Source organism: Megamonas sp. Calf98-2 (assembly GCF_900110235.1).
In the GTDB taxonomy this organism is placed as follows: Bacteria; Bacillota; Negativicutes; order Selenomonadales; family Selenomonadaceae; genus Megamonas; species Megamonas funiformis.
Genome location: NZ_FOCY01000018.1, coordinates 9,100 through 28,942, shown reverse-complemented (window position 1 = coordinate 28,942; position 19,843 = coordinate 9,100). Strand labels below are relative to the sequence as shown.

At 33.4% G+C, this 19,843-nt stretch carries 18 protein-coding genes and 1 pseudogene; 10 read left to right on the top strand and 9 right to left on the bottom strand.

Features of this window, described 5'->3' with window-relative positions:
* Positions 1-58 precede the first annotated feature (58 nt).
* The 3 genes from pepD to BMX03_RS06785 all read right to left on the bottom strand — a co-directional run bounded on the left by pepD (position 59) and on the right by BMX03_RS06785 (position 3,609).
* A complete protein-coding gene (pepD, locus tag BMX03_RS06795) occupies positions 59-1,510 on the bottom strand; it encodes a beta-Ala-His dipeptidase (RefSeq protein ID WP_091694526.1) in 1,452 nt (483 codons plus the stop codon).
* A gap of 263 nt (positions 1,511-1,773) precedes the next feature.
* Positions 1,774-2,136: a P-II family nitrogen regulator gene (locus tag BMX03_RS06790; protein ID WP_008539559.1), complete on the bottom strand. Its 363-nt coding sequence runs from the start codon at positions 2,134-2,136 to the stop codon at positions 1,774-1,776.
* An 81-nt stretch (positions 2,137-2,217) separates the two neighbouring features.
* Positions 2,218-3,609, bottom strand: coding sequence for an ammonium transporter (locus BMX03_RS06785; RefSeq protein ID WP_022228639.1), 1,392 nt, complete (start codon positions 3,607-3,609; stop codon positions 2,218-2,220).
* A gap of 415 nt (positions 3,610-4,024) precedes the next feature.
* Between BMX03_RS06785 and putP the strand changes: the two genes are divergently transcribed.
* Complete coding sequence (gene putP / locus BMX03_RS06780; protein ID WP_022228638.1) at positions 4,025-5,530, top strand: sodium/proline symporter PutP; 1,506 nt, start codon at positions 4,025-4,027, stop codon at positions 5,528-5,530.
* A 524-nt stretch (positions 5,531-6,054) separates the two neighbouring features.
* On the opposite strand, the gene BMX03_RS06775 is transcribed toward putP, so the two are convergent.
* The 4 genes from BMX03_RS06775 to BMX03_RS06760 form a co-directional block, all read right to left on the bottom strand.
* A complete protein-coding gene (locus tag BMX03_RS06775) occupies positions 6,055-7,341 on the bottom strand; it encodes an ArsB/NhaD family transporter (RefSeq protein WP_091694524.1) in 1,287 nt (428 codons plus the stop codon).
* A 66-nt stretch (positions 7,342-7,407) separates the two neighbouring features.
* Positions 7,408-9,078, bottom strand: coding sequence for a glutamine--tRNA ligase/YqeY domain fusion protein (locus BMX03_RS06770; protein WP_091694521.1), 1,671 nt, complete (start codon positions 9,076-9,078; stop codon positions 7,408-7,410).
* A gap of 73 nt (positions 9,079-9,151) precedes the next feature.
* A complete protein-coding gene (locus BMX03_RS06765; protein WP_338088743.1) occupies positions 9,152-9,994 on the bottom strand; it encodes an HD domain-containing protein in 843 nt (280 codons plus the stop codon).
* Positions 9,995-10,042: 48 nt separating this feature from the next.
* Positions 10,043-11,176, bottom strand: coding sequence for a metallophosphoesterase (locus tag BMX03_RS06760; RefSeq protein WP_075554866.1), 1,134 nt, complete (start codon positions 11,174-11,176; stop codon positions 10,043-10,045).
* A gap of 348 nt (positions 11,177-11,524) precedes the next feature.
* Here BMX03_RS06760 and BMX03_RS06755 point away from each other — a divergent pair, with 348 nt between their 5' ends.
* The 5 genes from BMX03_RS06755 to BMX03_RS06735 all read left to right on the top strand — a co-directional run bounded on the left by BMX03_RS06755 (position 11,525) and on the right by BMX03_RS06735 (position 15,552).
* Positions 11,525-11,968: a transcriptional regulator PerR gene (locus BMX03_RS06755; protein WP_015561769.1), complete on the top strand. Its 444-nt coding sequence runs from the start codon at positions 11,525-11,527 to the stop codon at positions 11,966-11,968.
* 164 nt (positions 11,969-12,132) lie between these two features.
* Entirely contained in the window at positions 12,133-12,936 is an 804-nt protein-coding gene (locus tag BMX03_RS06750; protein WP_091694518.1) for an MBL fold metallo-hydrolase, read from the top strand.
* A gap of 54 nt (positions 12,937-12,990) precedes the next feature.
* Positions 12,991-14,085 carry a S1C family serine protease gene (locus BMX03_RS06745; RefSeq protein WP_015561771.1) on the top strand — a complete coding sequence of 365 codons (1,095 nt, stop codon included), beginning with the start codon at positions 12,991-12,993 and terminating at the stop codon, positions 14,083-14,085.
* A gap of 2 nt (positions 14,086-14,087) precedes the next feature.
* On the top strand, positions 14,088-14,567 hold the full coding sequence (rlmH, locus tag BMX03_RS06740) for a 23S rRNA (pseudouridine(1915)-N(3))-methyltransferase RlmH (protein WP_091694515.1): 480 nt from the start codon (positions 14,088-14,090) through the stop codon (positions 14,565-14,567).
* Between the two features lie 79 nt (positions 14,568-14,646).
* Complete coding sequence (locus BMX03_RS06735) at positions 14,647-15,552, top strand: cysteine hydrolase family protein (protein ID WP_022227849.1); 906 nt, start codon at positions 14,647-14,649, stop codon at positions 15,550-15,552.
* Between the two features lie 44 nt (positions 15,553-15,596).
* On the opposite strand, the gene BMX03_RS06730 is transcribed toward BMX03_RS06735, so the two are convergent.
* Positions 15,597-17,024: a sodium:solute symporter family protein gene (locus BMX03_RS06730; protein ID WP_022227850.1), complete on the bottom strand. Its 1,428-nt coding sequence runs from the start codon at positions 17,022-17,024 to the stop codon at positions 15,597-15,599.
* Positions 17,025-17,206: 182 nt separating this feature from the next.
* Between BMX03_RS06730 and tadA the strand changes: the two genes are divergently transcribed.
* From tadA to BMX03_RS06710, 4 genes are all read left to right on the top strand, one after another.
* Entirely contained in the window at positions 17,207-17,686 is a 480-nt protein-coding gene (tadA, locus tag BMX03_RS06725) for a tRNA adenosine(34) deaminase TadA (RefSeq protein WP_015561774.1), read from the top strand.
* Positions 17,687-17,805: 119 nt separating this feature from the next.
* On the top strand, positions 17,806-18,243 hold the full coding sequence (locus BMX03_RS06720; RefSeq protein WP_015561775.1) for a universal stress protein: 438 nt from the start codon (positions 17,806-17,808) through the stop codon (positions 18,241-18,243).
* Between the two features lie 18 nt (positions 18,244-18,261).
* A complete protein-coding gene (locus BMX03_RS06715; protein WP_008539539.1) occupies positions 18,262-18,684 on the top strand; it encodes a universal stress protein in 423 nt (140 codons plus the stop codon).
* 157 nt (positions 18,685-18,841) lie between these two features.
* Positions 18,842-19,633 (top strand): hypothetical protein, encoded by a 792-nt coding sequence (locus tag BMX03_RS06710; protein ID WP_091694513.1) that lies wholly within the window; start codon positions 18,842-18,844, stop codon positions 19,631-19,633.
* Here BMX03_RS06710 and BMX03_RS11270 read toward each other — a convergent pair.
* Positions 19,630-19,843 (bottom strand): annotated as a pseudogene (locus BMX03_RS11270) (hypothetical protein); the annotation flags it as partial. The gene BMX03_RS06710 and the pseudogene BMX03_RS11270 overlap by 4 nt on opposite strands.

Below are 19,843 nucleotides of genomic sequence, written 5' to 3'. Positions count from 1 at the left end.
GGTGGTTTTCTTTTTGGTTCATTTTTCTTTTACACAAAAGAAAAACGAACATTAACCATTATTTATCTAATTTTTCCATAACGCCTTTAATTAATTTTACATGAGGAACTAATGTTTTTAATTCCAATCTTTCATTTGGGCTATGAATATCTATGTTGTTTGGTCCAATAGAAATTATATCTAAGTTTGGATTTTTAGCATAGAAATAGCTACATTCAAGACCTGCATGAATGGATTTTGCTTTCATATCAAAACCATTTTGTTCTTTGAAAGTTTCTAATACTACATGTTTTAATTGGCTATCTGAATTTGCAGGCCAACCAGGAGCAGGTTCTCCACTTACAACGCGAATACCACAGCGTTTACCTAATTGAATATAAATATTTGCAATTTCTCTAGTCAATGCATCTACAGCACTTCTTGGGAATACAGATATTTCCACTGCATTTTCTTTAGTAACAACAGGACCGATATTTGCAGATAATTCTACTAAGCCTTCTTCAACTTGAGACATCTTGAGCACGCCAGTCATGCTCAAATTAATGAAGTCCACAATACTGCTTGCATCTTCTTCAGACATTACACGTTCTGGAAGCTCACAAGGAACACAAGTAACTGTGAAATTCTTTTCTACATTGCCATAAGCAGCTTTTAAATAATCTGTGATTTCAGCTACTACTACATCAAATACCTTCACATTGGAAAGTGGGGAAGTGAATACAAATTCAGCTTCTGATGGAATTACATTTCTTGCTTTTAAACTGCTGATACTTGCAAGTTCAATTTCTGTTTTTTTCATAATGCTATTAATTGCTTGAGCAATAATTTTTACAGCATTAGCATAACCACAATTAATAGCTTCACCAGAATGACCACCATGTAAATCTTTGACTACAAATTTATAAGCAGAACGATGTTCTGGTTTATGCCATGTAATGCGACGTTCTGCATCAACATTTACACTGCCTGCACTAGATAAAGTGAGCATATCAAAAGCTTCAGAATCACAGTTTATAAGATATTTTGCATCTAATAAATATTTAGCATCTAATGCTTTTGCCCCAGTCATACCCTGTTCTTCATCTACAGTGAAAATAGCACGAATAGGACCATGATTAAAATCTTGTTGTAATAAATACATAGCTGCTGCTACACCGATACCATCATCAGCACCAAGACTAGTACCATCAGCACGTAAAAATTCACCATCATTGATAATTTTAATAGGGCTTGTAAGTGGATCATATTGCACACCTTCAGCTGCTACGCATACCATATCCATATGACCTTGAATGATTACACGTGGCCAAGCTTCACAGCCTTTTGCTGCATCTTTATCAATGATTAAATTAAATTTTTCATCTTGAACTACTTTGCAACCAAAAGATAAAGCACGTTCTTTCAAAAAATTACTTACTGCTTCTTCATGATTTGATTTACGTGGAATAGCTGCTAAATTGCTAAATTCAGCTAATACGCCATCCATAATTTCTTTATCAGTTAAAGACATAAGCTACACCTCGATTTTGATAATATATTATATTATAGCATAAAATATATTTATTTTAACTTTATACAAGATAAAAAAAAGAAGTTAGGCAATGCCTAACTTCTCTTTCGTATATTCATTTATAAGTTATTTAATAAGCTAAAAAATATCCAAGAAATATCTCTATTTATCTATAGAGATATTTCTTGTTTGTGTATAAAGATATTTCTTTCATTATACTATATAGTCAAATTGACTACGCTTATTATAATGAAGGAAATTAATCATGCTTCATCATCTGTGATAGCTTTATCACCCATTGTTCCTGTGCGAATACGCATAGCATTCTCTACATCATAAACAAAGATTTTACCATCACCAATATGACCTGTCTGCAAAGCTTTGCGTGCTGTTTCTAAAACTAATTCTACAGGAACTGCACAAACAATTGTCTCAATCTTTACTTTTGGTACAAGATTTACGCTATATTGTTTGCCACGATATACTTCAGTATGACCTTTTTGTAAGCCACAGCCGTATACTTGACTTACAGTCATGCCCTGAACACCGATTTTATTCAAAGCTTCTTTTAATTCTTCTAATTTACTAGCACGAGTTATAATTTCTATTTTCGTTATTTTGCGCATAAAATCTACCCCTTACTAATGAAAATTTATAAATTCTTTTTCTTATAATAATACCACTAAAATTTTTAAATTTTAATTTTATTATTTTAAATCAACAGGTTTTGTAAAATTTTCACTAGCAAAAGCTTCTGCATTACTGGAAAGCAATGTATTGGCGCTCATAATAGATTGATTGTATGCTCGTTCACCATGTTCACAGATATCAATACCAGAAACTTCTTCATTTTCACTTGCACGAACCTGCATAAAGCAACTAACAACTTTAAATAAGATATAAGAACCTACAATAGCAAGTACATAAGCTACTACTATAGAAATCAACTGAGCGATTAAAGTATCTGCACTACCATAGAATAAACCATCTGCACCAGCTGGATTTATTTCTGTAGAACACCATAAACCTGTAGCTACAGCCCCCCATGTACCACCGATACCATGAACACCGAAAGCATCTAAGGAATCATCATAACCGAATTTTTCTTTAACAACTGCTACTGCAAAGTAACAAACAATACCACCGATTAAGCCGATAAATACAGCTGGAAGTGGAGCAACAAAACCTGCTGCTGGAGTGATGGCTACAAGACCTGCAACACAACCAGAAGCTGCACCTAAGATAGTAGGTTTGCCATGATGCATCCATTCACATGCTACCCAAGATACAGTCGCCATAGCTGCTGCTGCCTGTGTAGTAACAAAAGCATTTGCAGCAAGTGCATTAGCACCGAGAGCAGAACCTGCATTGAATCCGAACCAACCAAACCATAAAAGTGCTGCACCAAGTACAGTCATTGGTAAATGATGTGGAAGCATTGGAACTTTGCCATAACCATGGCGTTTGCCAAGTAAAATACATACTGTAAGACCAGATACACCAGATAAAATATGAATTACTAATCCCCCTGCAAAATCTAAGGCACCGAGTTTAGCTAAGAAGCCACCACCCCATACCCAATGAGCCATAGGGTTATAGATTAAGATTGCCCATAATAAGATGAATACTACAAAAGCACCAAATTTCATTCTTTCTGCGAAAGCACCAGTAATAAGTGCAGGTGTAATAATAGCAAACATACACTGAAAGGCTACAAAAGCAAGTTCAGGAATTGTACCATTTGCCATTACCTGCATGCCCACACCAGTCAAACCAACTTTGTCTAAGCTACCAATAAAACCACCAATATCACTGCCAAAAGTCATTGCATAACCAATAAGAACCCATTCCACAGAAATCATCGCTACAATGAAGAAACTGTGCATTATGGTACTCAATACGTTTTTACTTCTTACCATACCACCATAGAAAAATGCAAGACCTGGTGTCATGATAAATACAAGTGCTGCACTGATTAAAACCCATGCTGTATCACCTGTATCTATTGCTGCTGTAGTATCGTCAGCGGCGAAAGCCACAGATGCCATCATCGCTATGAACATAGCAGTCATAGATAATATAGACGCTAATTTTTTCATAAATTACACCCTTTCTTCATCACAAAATAAGCCAAAAATATATAATAATTGCTAAAATAAAAAACGCCTTGTCAAAGGATATACTGCTTTGTATATCTTTTAACAAGACGTCTTTGTCTTATTTTGCTATTAAATTACAAGATAATATCAACAATTTTTTATTTAATTCTGATGTACATCACCGTTGATGTTTTTTATTATATGACTGGACATTATATTTGTCAATTAAAAATACAAAAAAATTTTGTATACAATCCACAAAGTAAATCTCCCTTATATTTATTGCAATATTTTTCTTATTTATAGTATATTTGTATTATTTGTAGTATACACATTTACATATGTACATATTTTGCTTATCATGATACAATATTAACCATATAATTAAACATCAAAATTAAATAGGAGGTATCTTATGTCTGATAATATATCTATTATCGTCGCTTTTTTACTTTATTTGCTATTCATGATGGCAATCGGTGTTTATTTTTATTATCGCACTCATAATATGTCCGATTACATCTTAGGTGGCAGAAAACTTGGTGCTTGGGTAACTTCCATGAGTGCCGAAGCTTCTGATATGAGTGGTTGGATGCTCATGGGCCTTCCTGGATTTGCTTATCTGGCTGGTCTAAATGCTGGCTGGATTGCCGTAGGACTTGCACTTGGTACATGGGCAAATTGGCAGTTTATCGCTCGCCGATTACGCAAATATACAGAACTTGCCAATAACTCTCTTACTTTGCCAGATTTCTTGCAAAATCGCTATCACGATAAAAGCCCTTTAATTCGTGTTGTCATGGCAATCTTTATTTTAATCTTCTTCATCATCTACACTTCTTCTGGATTTGTAGCTGGCGGTAAATTATTTAACACTATTTTTGGCATTCCTTATGAATATGCTCTTTGTCTTGGTGCTTTCGTTATCGTCTTTTATACCTTTGTAGGGGGATTTTTAGCCGTTTGTTGGACTGACTTTATCCAAGGCGTAATGATGTTCTTCGCTATCTTAATCGTCCCTATTGCTGCAGCTTTCACATTAGGGGGATTTGGTGATACATATACTGCTATCAGCATCACTAATCCAGAATTTTTCAATCCATTCACAAAACCAGATGGTTCTTATACTACAGTATTAGAATTGATTTCTCTACTTGCTTGGGGTCTTGGTTATTTTGGTCAGCCTCATATCTTAGTGCGTTTCATGGCTATCACTTCTTCTAGTGAATTGAAAAAAGCTACTCGCATTGCTATGACTTGGGTAGTAATCTCTCTTACTGCTGCTGTATGTGTAGGTATGGTTGGTAGTGTTTATTTGACTACACCACTCAATGGCACTAATTCTGAAACAGTATTCCTCGTTATGACTGACCATTTATTTAGTCCATTCTGGGCTGGTATCGTACTTTCCGCTGTACTTGCAGCTATCATGAGCACAGCTTCCGCTCAATTATTAGTAGGTGCTTCTGCTGTAGCTCAAGACTTATATAAACAATTCATTCATAAAGATATCAATCCTCGTGAATTAGTACTTGTTACTCGTTTATCTGTAATCGGTATCGCCTTGATAGCTATCGCTCTTGGTCTTGACCCCAATAACTCCATTTTAAATATCGTTGCTTACGCTTGGGCAGGTTTTGGTGCTACTTTCGGCCCTGCTTTATTATTCTCTCTCTTCTGGCGTCGCACTACAAGAAATGGTATCTTAGCAGGTATGATTGTCGGCGGTATCACTGTTCTTGTTTGGAAACAAATCACCTTATTAGATATCGCAACTGTATATCCAATCTTACAACTCTATGAAATCGTTCCAGGCTTTATCTTATCCTCTTTAGCTATCATTATCGGTAGCAAACTTGATAAAGCACCATCTAAAGAAATCACAGATATCTTTGATTCTGTAAAACATAGCAATATTTAAATAAATGTTCATTTCTTTGATGTCATAGAGATGTTCATTTCTTTGATGGCAAAGAAACGAACCAAAGAAACCACCCGCTCACGCACTTTTTACTTTGGCAAAGATAAAAATATGTCAACAACGTTCTAAACTCGCTTCGCTCAAACAGTAGAACTAACACCGTAGTCCTATTTTTATCTTTACCAATAGCCTATGGCTACCGTAAAAAATACTAAAATGCGGGAAATATTTGGTATTATATTTTTCCGCATTATAAAATTTTAGTGGTAACCTAAGGTTATTGAAAATAATTATCGCTGAATACGTTTTTAGTCTGAATGTTTGAGCGAAGCGAGTTTCTAAGCGTTGTATGAAGTGATAATTATTTTCAAAACTAAAATTTTATCTGCGGTGGGTATTCTTTTGTTACTTTTCTTTGCCCACCAAAGAAAAGTAAATAAAGATTTATGAACATAAAAAGCCCTTTACTATGTTAAATGATAATAACTTAGTAAAGGGCTTTTTATTTTAATATTTTTGTTAAATTATAGATAGAATAAATATAAGTAAATGCTACTTATAATAATAGATAAAATCATAATTGGGAAAGCTACCATAAAGTATTTAGCAAAGGAGATTTTTTCTCCATGGATTGCTGCCATACTTGCTACTACTACGTTAGCACTTGCACCTATTAGTGTTCCATTTCCACCAAGACATGCGCCTAATGATAATGCCCACCATAATGGTTCTAGATTTGTCATTCCCATTGCTCCCATGTCTTTGATCATCGGTATGAGAGTTGCTACGAATGGTATATTATCAATAAATGCAGAAGCTATCGCACTTAGCCATAAGATAAGCATTGTCGTACTTGTTAAATCTCCTGCTGTTATCTCTAATACTTTTTCTGCTAATAATTTGATTACGCCTGTTTCTACTAATCCACCTACTAAGATGAATAAGCCTGCAAAGAAGAAGATTGCTAACCATTCTATATGACTTAATACATTGGCAATTTTCTTTTCATATCTAGCCATACTGATGAGCATCAAAATACATGCACCTGTGAGTGCTACTGTTGCAGATTCTAAATGCAATTGAGCATGCATTGTGAATGTAACGATGATCATAGCTAATACTACTAAACATTTTTTAAGCAATGTAGAATCTTTGATTTCTTGGCGTTCGTCCATAGCCATTACTTTTGCTCTTAATTCATCTGTTGTAACTAATTGTTTACGATAGAGGAATAATAATATTGCAATTGTAACAATAAAAGTAACTATACATACACCAGATAAGTTTGTAAGAAATGCCATAAAGTCCATTTCTGGTACGGCACTACCAATCATGATGTTTGGTGGGTCACCGATAAGTGTTGATGTACCACCGATATTAGAAGCCAAAATTTGTGCTACTAAGAATGGTTTTACTGGTACATTTAACTGTCTTGTAATACTGAAAGTAAGTGGCACTGTCAATAATACTGTTGTTACGTTATCTAAGAATGCAGAACAGATTGCAGTTAAAAAAGATAATGCTACTAATAATTTTAGTGGCTCTGCTTTTACTTTTTTAGCTGACCAAACTGCTAGATAATTAAATAAACCAGTTTCACCTGTGATATTTACAACTACCATCATACCAGCTAAAAGACCGATAGTATTAAAGTCGATATGGTGAATAGCCATCTCCTGAGTTAAAATACCACATACAATCATGAGCATTGCACCAGTTAGGGCAATTACAGTTCGGTGAATTTTCTCCGAAACGATGAACACGTACACTACCATGAAAATGGCAAGTGCAATCCAAGCTGTTGAATCCATGAATAAACCTCACTTTATTTTTTTATTTTCCCCTTTTTTATTATCTCTATCTATAATTAATTATAATTATCCTTTTTTAGCAACTTTGGACCATGTATCACGAAGACCTACTACACGATTGAATACTAAATTATCCATTGTGCTATCTTTATCTACGCAGAAATAACCTTGACGTAAGAACTGGAATTTTGTACCAGGTGCTGCCCATTTTACACTTGGTTCTACTTTACAATTATCTAATACTACTAAAGAGTTTGGATTTAAAGAAGCGATGAAATCTCCATTTACTGCTCCTTCTTCATCATTTAATAAATAATCATAAAGGCGAACTTGTGCATCTAAAGCTGTAGAAGCATTTACCCAATGAATAGTACCTTTGATTTTACGTCCTGCTGTTTTACCACCAGTTTTGGAATCTGGGTCATATGAACAATGAAGTTCTACGATATTTCCTTGTTCGTCTTTTATAACTTCTTCACATTTAATGATATAAGCACTTTTCAAACGAACTTCGCCTTCTGGTTTTAAGCGGAAGAATTTCTTTGGTGCTTCTTCCATGAAGTCTTCACGTTCAATATAAATTTCACGGCTAAATGGCATATAATGTTTAGCATCTGTATTTGGTAAGTTTTCACAAGCAAGCATTTCTGTTTTATCTTCTGGATAATTTGTGATTACAACTTTGATAGGGTCAAGCACTGCCATGATACGGTTTGCATGAGCATTTAAATCTTCACGCACACAATGTTCAAGCATTGCTACATCTACTAAGCTATTTGCCTTAGCTACGCCAATGCGTTCACAAAAATCGCGAATTGCTGCTGCTGTATAACCACGACGACGAAGACCAGAGATAGTCGGCATACGTGGGTCGTCCCAGCCAGATACATAACCACCTTCTACTAATTGGCGAAGTTTACGTTTACTCATAACCATTTTTGTGATATTCAAACGAGCAAACTCAATCTGACGTGGACGTGTATTTACGTCAAAACCAAGACTGTCTAAAAGCCAATCGTAAAGTGGACGATGATCTTCAAATTCTAAAGTACAGATGGAATGTGTAATACCTTCGATAGCATCAGATAATGGATGAGCAAAGTCATACATTGGATAAATGCACCATGCATCACCTGTACGATGATGAGAAATATGCGCTATACGATAGATAACTGGGTCACGCATAGTAATATTAGGTGAAGCCATATCGATTTTTGCACGTAAAACTTTTTCGCCATCAGCGAATTCACCATTTTTCATGCGTGTAAATAAATCTAAGTTTTCTTCTACACTACGATTGCGATATGGAGATTCTTTACCAGCTTCAGTCAAATTACCACGATATTCGCGGATTTCATCAGCAGTTAAATCATCTACATAAGCTTTACCTCTCTTGATTAACTCTACTGCATAATCATAGAGTTTTTCAAAATAATCAGAAGCGTAATATTTTCTATCCTTCCATGTAAAACCTAACCATTTTACATCTTCTTGAATAGAATCTACATATTCTACATCTTCTTTTACTGGATTAGTATCGTCAAAACGAAGGTTACAAAGACCATTATATTTTTGAGCTGTACCGAAATTTAAGCATATGGATTTTGCATGTCCAATATGTAAATATCCATTTGGTTCTGGAGGAAAACGTGTATGTATTCCTTCAGTATATTTACCTTCTTTTAAATCTTCATCAATAGCATTATGCACAAAATTAGAAGCCATTAATTCTGCCATTATTTTTTCCCCTTCTTTTATCAAATTATAGTTTATCTTATATGATATCATGATAAACTATTATTTGTCAGCTTTAACCTTGCCAAATATCTTTCGTTTGTAGTTTTTCTTGGATATAATTGCGCAAACGAGTAATACCTTGCATCATTTTTTCATCTTGAACTAGATTGTTGATTATATCTTCAATATAATTTTGTTCTACAATCTGCTGTAATGACCATGCAAAATATACATCATATACCCACATCAAACGCACAAGTTTTCTATCATCTTGTGTTCTCATTTTTGTGTAATCACATTGCTTGCCTGCTACAAATAAATCCACAAAATCAGGGCTACAACCTGTACCATCTGTAGGTCCTAAAAATGGTTTTAATACGCGATAAATATCTATTTTATCAGCATCGCGAATTAATTTAGCAAAAGCTAAATGCCTTTGATTTTCTGTAGGCGCTATTTCTTTAGCATTATGATTACCTATGGCAAATTTTAAAGTCGCTAAATCTTCTTTATCTAATTTAGTCATAAAAGGTAAATCCTTTATAACTTTTAGACCTAATTTAGCATGATTTTCAGATAAGGCATCATTAAAGGTGCGATATACTGTGAACTGATAAAAGCGACCTACATCATGGAATAAACCTATCATTTTAGCTAACAAACTATCATGTTCATTTAAATTCAAATGCTTAGCCAAATTTTCGCAGTTTTTTACTACTTTCCATGTATGTTTTTCTTTTAATATTATGCCATCTACGATTTGAGCATCGTCAAAAAATATCGTTTTGGCCGATTTTATCTCCAAATGAGATTTTGCTGTCTTTGCTGCTTCTGGCGAATAAAAAGATTTCATATATGTTGTCATCCATGAACTCATTTCTTGCCAAAGGTCTTGCATTTTTGCTATATCGTTCATCATATCACCCCAAAATCTTCAAAATTTCAAAATACAATATGATATTTTTTAAGCTTTAAAATTAAAGAAAGTAACTTCTGGTGGGCAACCAATGCGATAAGGGAACCAACTGCCTGCACCATTGCTTACATAACCAATGGAGTTATTCTGCTCAAATCTTCCACGCATGTACTTAAACATAGGAATAATAGGTATACCTAAAAAAGCAAATTGTCCTCCATGTGTATGACCTGTTAAAGTCAAATTTATATTATGTTTAAAAGCTTCATCTATAAAAATAGAATGATGAGCAAGCAATATCTTATAAGCATCTTCTGGTACATCTTTTAAAGCTTTTTGTAAATACTGTTCTCGCATATTAGCAGACTCTTGTCCGCCTCTTTCATCTACATAATCCACGCCTAAAAGATATAAAGGTTTATCTCCACTTAAAATCTTTACGGACTGATTATTTAAGATTTTGATATTTGTCTTACTTAAAGCTTCTTGTAGATGTTCTATACCACGTATATGTTCATGATTACCCCAGCAAAAATAAACGCCAAAAGGAAAATACGGTGTAAAAGCATTTAATATCTTGATAGCTTCATCATTTATCTTGCCACTATCAAAAACATCACCCGTGATGACGAGCATATCTGGAGCTTTATGTGCTATTTCATTTAAAATCTCATAAAACTGTCTAACTGAGAAGAAATTTCCCAAATGTACATCCGTTAAATGAGCTATTTTCAAGCCATTTAATTTAGGAAATGCACTACAATCTATATCTTGTTCTACAAATTCTATATTACGGCTTTCGTATAAACCACCATATAAAGTAGCTGAAATAGCAGGCACCCAAACAACGCCATGTAAAAATCTACGTCTGCTTTCATCAACTTTAGTGCCACTTGTTTTTTCATAAATTAAGCGGAAAATCTTCACCAATAAAGCTATAATGGATAAAAAGACTTGCAATACATACCACATTACAACTAATTTTATGAGAATTGAAGTATATTCAAAATCTAATATTTTAGGATATAATACTGCAAAACCCACAATAGCTACTAAATTAATAATGATTAATTTTTTTCTCGCGGATTTATAAACATTAGCGGAAATATATTCCTTTGCTAATAAAATACTACTACAAGCGATAACAGCCATTACTAAAGCCATCATTATAGTAAAACTCATGTGCAAATATATCACACTCCTAACAATCTCCAAATTAAAATATTAGCTAATCAATAAATTTTATTAATAAAATTTATTACAAATCTACATTATTTCTAAATTATATCATATCTACCAAAAATTTTAAAAGAGACAGTTTTCATATATTATATAATTATTTCTACCCTATAATTTTATTTAACTATTTAATAATTTTTATAAAAAATCTTCTTAAAGCTTATATATAGCACCCTTTACTATTGACAAGGATTTATTTTTCTTTTAGAATAAAATTATAGTTTTTGGATAATTTTTCTATTTTAATAACAATTATTATTAATAACTATTTTTGGAAGGGGCGATACAGCCATGTTAGATAATAAAAAAGTGACTGAGCTCTTAAGAAAAAAAGGTTTCAAAGTAACGCCACAACGTTTGGCAATCTATAACGCATTATGTAACACTAAAGCACATCCTAATGCTGAAATGATATTTAATAAATTGCAACCTTATTACCCTACAATGAGTTTGGCTACTATTTACAAAACTGTTGATATTTTACACGAAATCGGATTAATCAATATCTTAAATGTCGGTGAAGATTCTTTCCGTTATGACGCAAACACTAGCTCTCATGCTCATATCTGCTGTACTGAATGTAGCAGAGTTGATGATATCATGATCGATTTTGCTAAATGTGTAGAAGAAGTTGCTAGTCAATCTTCTTATGATGTTCATCGTCATCAATTTTACTTCTATGGCACTTGCGCAGAATGTAAAGCTAAATTAAATAGCAAAGCTAAAGTTAGTTAGTTCATTAATTCAATTAATTTTAATTAAAATTTAATCTAAAGCCACAGTTTTCTGTGGCTTTTTATATTGTATTTTTCTTATCCTAGTAATATACTAATCATATTACTGGCTAAGGCTATATACACATATAATCAATAAAAATCAGAAATGAGGTTTTTTATTTTATGAACATATCTGTCTTAGCTAGTGGTAGCCGTGGCAATTGTACTTTAATCTATGATGATAATAATGCTATTTTGATTGATATGGGTATTAGCACCCGTAAATTGAAACAAGCTTTAGCACAACTCCATTTAAATATTGAAGACTTAGATGCTATTTTTATAACGCATGAGCATCTCGACCATATCCGTGGTTTAAAGACATTGACTAAAAATTATAATGTGCCCATTTATAGCAAAACTGCTACATTAAAACAAATAGCTATTACTCAAAAATTTACAGATATAAATTTTAAAAATTGCCAAGCACTTACAACTAATAATATTGATATCGGCAATCTAGCTATAAAAATATTCAATATTTCTCATGATGCAATCGACCCTGTAGGTTACACTATATCTAAGTATAAAGATGATGCTAAAACAAAGAAATTCACTGAAAAAATAACTCTAGCTACTGATTTAGGTTTTGTAAGTGAAACAGTGCAATCTGCTTTAGAGAATTCTGATATTTTAGTATTGGAAGCTAATCATGATTTAAAATTATTGCAAAATGGTCAATATCCATGGTCATTGAAAAAACGTATTTTAAGCACTAAAGGTCATTTATCTAATATTGATGCAGGTTTTGCTATCAACAGACTTCAAGCTAAACCTCAACAGATAATTTTGGCTCATCTCAGTGAACAAAATAATTCGCCTGATATTGCTTTAAATACAATCAAGCAAATTTTTCAAGAAAATAATTTAACGGATATTTCTTTACATGTGGCATCACCTGATAGAATGTTAAATATAAAAAATTAAATTTAATATTCTATCTATATTTTAAATAGATAATTATTTTAAGGAGGTTTTTCTATGCGTTCTCCACTTTCCATCTTAGGCATTTGCCTTATCACTATGAGTATTTTTCTTGGCGGTTGTACTAATAATGAACAAAGTGCTGTATCTTCATCTTCTGCTGCAGCATCTTCCGCTTCTAGTGAAAAATCCACTGCACCTATTTCCGATGCGCGCAATACACCAATAGTGCAAGCAGCTAAAAAAGTAGGTCCTGCTGTTGTTGGTATCACTAATAAAGCAGTCGCTCGCGATTGGTTCAATCGTCAAGTTGAAATTGATAAAGGTACTGGTTCTGGCGTTATTTTCAGAAGTGATGGTTATATCGTAACTAATAACCATGTAATTGAAGGTGCTAAAGATATCACTGTAGCTCTCGCTGATGGCAGAACACTTCCTGCTACGCTCGTTGGCACTGACCCATATTCTGATTTAGCAGTAATCAAAGTAGATGCTACTGATTTACCAACTGCTGAATTCGGTAATTCCGATGATATCATGGTCGGTGAACCTGCCATTGCTATCGGCAATCCTTTAGGTCTAGAATTTCAGGGTAGTGTAACTGCTGGCGTAATCAGTGCATTAAACCGCACTTTAACTATCGGCGATAATCGTCTAAAACTTTTACAAACTGATGCAGCTATCAATCCTGGCAACTCTGGCGGTGCACTTGTAAATGCTGATGGTCAAGTAATTGGTATCAATAGTGCCAAACTTGCTGCTACTGGCGTTGAAGGTATCGGTTTTGCTATTCCTATCAATACTGCTAAACCAATCATTGATGAATTAATCAATAAAGGTCATGTAACTTACCCATATCTTGGCGTGGGTGTTCTTGATAAACAAACTGCAGCTCAAGCTGGTTATAAATTAAATGTCGATGCTGGCGTCATTGTAATGCAACTTGAACTCGGCAGTCCTGCTGACCAAGCTGGTATTAGACAACGTGATTTAATCTTAAAAATCGACGGTAAAGACACTAATACTGTAGCTGATTTACGCAGTATCATAGCTGAACATAAAGTCGGCGATAATATCACAATCACAATCTCAAGAAATGGACAAGTTGGCGATGTTACAGCTACTCTAGCTGAAATGCCAACAAATAATTAATCATGAAAATATCAATTGTAGCTTCAGGTAAAATTAAAGAAAAATATTTACGCGATGGTATCAATGAATTTGTAAAACGCTTAAAACCTTTTACACAATTAGAATTCATTGAAATCAATGAAGAAAAAATGAAAGATAATCCTTCACCATCTGAGAAAAAAGCTACATTAACAGCTGAAGGTGAAAGACTCTTAAAGAAAGTTCCAGCAAATAGTTATTTAATTGTACTTGATGTTTTTGGTAAAGATATTTCCTCAGAAGAACTATCTGCCAAAATTGATAAACTTACTTTATCTGGACAAAGCCATATAACCTTTTTAATCGGAGGAGCTTTTGGTTTATCTGAAGAAGTCCGCAAACGTGCTGATGAACGTATTTCTTTTTCACGAATGACATTTACACATCAAATGATAAGACTTCTACTCGTAGAACAAATCTATCGTGCTTTCAAAATCAGCCGTGGTGAAAAATATCACTGGTAAATCATAAGAAGTATAGACAAAATAAAAGCTCAGGATTTCCTGAGCTTTTGCTTTATAAAATATAAAAGAGGTGATTTTTTTGTCAGTACCATTTTACCATATCTTCGATAAAGACTCGGTCGGTCAATTAATCAATCCTTTGCCTTTAAATCAAATTCTCAAATGGGCTGGGCAAGCACCAACAGCCCAAACAGAAGAAAACAAACCGAAAATTCTCTTTTTGGGAATTGATATCCAAACAGATTTTATGGATAATGGAGCTTTAGGTGTTGCAGGAGCGAAGCAAGATGTAATTCGCTTAAGTCAATTTCTCTATAAACATATGGATAAATTATCTAAAATCATTGTTTCACTAGATACTCATGAAGTAAAACAAATCTTTCACCCTTGCTGGTGGGTAGATATTGAAGGCAATCACCCTGCTCCTTATACCATTATCAAAGCTTCTGATTTAACAGAAGGTAAATGGAGAGCTACTGTTGACCCTGCACTTAGTAAAAATTATGTTCGTCATTTAGAAAAAGCTGATAAACAATTATGTATTTGGCCTTACCATTGTATCAACGGTACTGTAGGTGCTACTTTAGAGAGTCAATTTAATAATATTATTCACTTTATTTCCTTAGCTCAAAATATTCCTTTAACAAAAATCAATAAAGGGCAATATCCACTTTCTGAAATGTATGGTATCATCAAACCTGAATACTCCATGCATGATGATACAAATACAGATTTACTCACTGAGATTGCTTCCTTTGATAAAATTATTATCGCAGGTGAAGCAAAATCTCATTGCGTACTTGAAAGTATCCGCCAAATCTGCGAATATTATTTCGATAAATTAGAGATAACACGCAAAATATACGTACTCACTGATTGCATGAATGATATTCAAGGCTTCGAGCAATACAGTGAAACTAGATATAATATTTTAGCCAACAAATATAAAATCAATCTAGTAAAATCTACCGATAATTTTCTCTAACAAAAAGAGCGACTTTAATTTAAAAATTAAAGTCGCTCTTTTTATTATTTATTTGGTACTTTTTTATTTGGACTTACAAACATCATGATAAACATAATTATTAACGTCAACATAATAGCTGTAGATTGAGCATTTAAAATCCAAATGCCTTTATTACCATTAAATAAATCTAATCCTACAGTAACTATAATCCCCACTATTGTAGAAATTATAGCAGCTGACGCACTACTGCGTTTTGTAAATAAACCGAATAATAATGGTGCTGTAATGGATACAGACATCAAGGAATAGAAAATAGATAATGCTGAAATTACATTTGGTAAAACAATCGCAAGACCAATACCGATAATACCTGCCATTACAGTTACAAATCTACTGCCTTTGATTAAGCTTTCATCAGAAACATTAGGATTGATAAAAGATTTATATAAATCCTTTGTAAAAGATGTTGTTATCATATATAAAACTGCATCTGCTGCACTGATTTCCGCCGAGAAAATAGCTGCTAAAGCTAAAGCTGAAGCCCAAAATGGCATACATTCTTTCATTACATAAGGAAGTGCTAAATCCTGCTGTGGTAAATCTGGGGCAATAGCATAAGCTGCCATACCTAAAGTAACAGGAATGATAGAAAATAATAACATGACTAAACCACAAGCAAACGTACTAATGCGTACTGTATTTTTATCTCTTGCACTATACACTTTGCCGATAAGCGCTGGAGATAGGAAAAATGATGGCATCAACATCAAGAAAAAGCCCATAATTACAGTATTACCTAAGCCATCAAAACTAAAATAAGCTGTTGATTTTGCTACATCAGCCATATTAGCCACTACTTTTGCCTGCAAGCCATCAAGACCACCGACAAAAGATAATACAAGTGGCACGGCTACGATAAAACCGACTAATTTTACTCCAGCTTCAATTAAATTTGCGTAAACAGCTGATAAAAATCCACCTGCACAAAAATATAAAACAACTACAACTGAAGCGATTAAAACACCTGTAGTTTTATCAATCTCTGCTACTACAGATAATATCCAAGCAATACCCATCAATTGACCAGCAAAAATAGCTAAAGTGCCAATCGCCATCATCAATGATATAAGACCTCTAAAATAACGATTATAGCGATATTCTAAATAATCACCTAAAGTATAAAAACCACGATTTTTGGCTATTTCCCAAATTTTAGGACCAATAACAAATGCCAAAATAAATGTACCTACAGCTGAAGCGATAATCCACCATGCAGCAGAGATACCTGAAGTAAAGCCCATACCTGCTACGCCAACGGTTGAGCCTGCACCGATATTTGGTGCTACCAAAGTGATGAATAATAAAAATGGTGCCATTTTACGTCCACCAACAAAGAAATCATCTGCTCCTTTTACTTTTCGTGATATTATCACACCAACAGCGATTAATAACACAGCATAAAGGGCAATTACCATAAGATACCAGTTCATTATAAGCCTCCACTCTTTCGCCTAAGTCAATAACCTAAAAATCAAGGTTTATTGCTATTTGCAGACAAAAACATTCCTCAAAAATCAACTGCAAATTAATTGTCAGTTGTTCTTGCCAAGACTATAGCTTATTTATTATAGTATAGACAATATTAAAATACAAATATAAATGTGGTGATATCATGGAACGTTTACAGATAAAAAATGATATTGAAGGTATGAAAGAAGCGCTCATTGAAGCTAAAAAAGCTTTTGCTATCGGTGAAATTCCTATAGGAGCTATAATCTGTGATGATAAAGGCAATATCATCTCTCGCGGTCATAATCTTCGCGAAAAAACATTTGATGCCACTGCTCATGCAGAAATTGTAGCTATTCGCAAAGCCTGCACTAAACTTCAAAATTGGCGACTTTCTGATTTAACTTTATATGTAACAGTTGAGCCATGCCCTATGTGTGCTGGCGCTATCTTTTCTAGTAGATTAAAGCGATTAGTCTACGGTGCTACTGATTGGCGCGCTGGTGGTTGTGAATCTGTATTTAATATCGTAAATAATCATTGGCTAAATCATCAAACACAGATACGAGCTGGCGTACTCGAAGATGAATGCTCTTTACTAGTAAAAAAATTCTTTCAAACTAGACGTCAAAATCACAATTGAGCTTTATCAGGCAGAGAAAATTTTATTTTTAGAAAAATTTTACAAAATTAAAGGGATTTTCACTTTTTTTAGCGAAATAAAATATACATACAAATAGTTCAAGAATTAGGTGGTAATATATGCCAAATATACAACAAATTGTCGTTCCTATAAATGGCACAGCAGAATCATTCAAAGCTTTATCTTTAGCTTCAGATTTAGCAAAAATATACCAAGTACAGATTTGTTTATTATTAGTTACATACTTTTCCACAGAAACTGATGATAAATCAACATATTCTTCTTGGTTAGCCACTCCGTTGACTGGTTCAGTTTCTCGTTATGCTGAAAGTGTTTTTCTTAGGGCAAAAGATTTATTGCCTGCAAATATTGATATCAGCACACATCATTTAAGTGGACAACCTGCTTCAAAAATTTTAGAATTTACCAAAGCTCATAATACAGATTTAATCATCATGGGTTGTCGTAAATTGAATTTATTTAGCAGTATTTTAAATGGTAGTACAAGTCGCCAAATTCTTGAAAAATCAACTTGTCCTGTAATCATTGTAAAATAATCTTTGGAGGGATTCCTTATGACAGATATTAAACGTATTTTAGTACCAGTAGATGGCTCTGAAACTTCTGATAGAGCTATTGAAGAAGCTATTAAAATTGCCGAAGTATATAATTCAGATATTCACATTCTTTATGTAGCAAATATCAACCAACTAGCAATCAATGCTTGCCTCTCTGATGCAATCTTAGAAGCAGTAACAAAAGCTGGTAATGAAATACTAGAGAAAGCTGCTAATAAAGTTCCTGAAAAAATCAATGTAATTACAACTTCAGAAACTGGTTCTCCATCTGTTACTATCACAGATTTTGCTGATGAAATCAAAGCTGACTTAGTAGTAATTGGCAGTCGTGGACTTGGTCTTGTAAAAGGTGTACTTTTAGGCTCTGTAAGCCAATATGTAGTAGAACATGCTCCATGTCCTGCTTTAGTTGTAAAATAAAATATAAATATGAAAAGAGCCTATATATAGGCTCTTTTTTTTAATCTAAAGTTAATTAAATTTTAATATGATTATTTTTTTTCAATGATATACTAAATGTACAAATAAAAAATATGCGATATTTATATAAATCAATAGCCGAAAGGGTGTGTATCTCATGAAAGCTACTTTAAAGAAAAAACTTACATCTGCTATTTTAGCTGGCTGTAGTACATTTATATTAAGTGGTGTAGCTTTAGCTAATCCTCCGCAACTACCACCGCCTCCATCTAGACCATTTGTACACAACGAAGAAGTACAAAATTATTGCACACAATTTGAAAGTGATTATTCTTGGATGTATCTATCTACTCGTAAAGATGCTGCAAAAGATTTTGTGTCTGTAGATAAAGCCTTAGAACGCAATACTATTTCCACTAATCAAGCTACTAAATTGAAAAAAGAAATCATCAGTTTTTATAAAGACAGACAAAAATATGAAGATAAAGCTCGTAAATTAGACCGCAGAGATGCTAGAGAATATCGTCAAGAAAATCGTGAACATTTCTCCTTACGTGCTAATATAGCAGATATCTCCGAAAGCACTACTATCCCTGTAGATACTTTAAAACGCATTTTATTTAAACCAAACCCTAAAGCACCTAAAGATCGTGATGATTTATCCGAAAGACTCGCTAAATTCACTAATCAATTAGTAGTTGAAGGCAAAATCACTCAACAAGAAGTAGATATTCTCGATGAATATATGCAATCCGGTAGAGATAAATTAGCTAATATGACTAAAGAAGAACGTCATGAATATTTAGACGATTATCGTCAATTAACTGATGAACAGCGTTTAGCTAAAATTTCTGAAGGAACAGGTATCTCCACAGAAAGACTACAAGAAATCTTTTCTACTTTCAAAGATGCTGTAAAAAATAAATTACAACATAAAATTCAAGATTAAATAAAAAAGCCTAGAGAATTCTGATGTGCACCCTTATTACAAATATTATGAATTAATGTTTTTAATCCTTTATATTTATCTTCTCTAGATAATTTTTTTAATGCATCATAATATGTGCTTTTAGCTAATTTTGTATAGTTTAATAGGGCTTTTAGAGTATATTTTTTCCTTAATTTAGCAATTACTAAAACTAGTGTCTTCCTTCCTTTT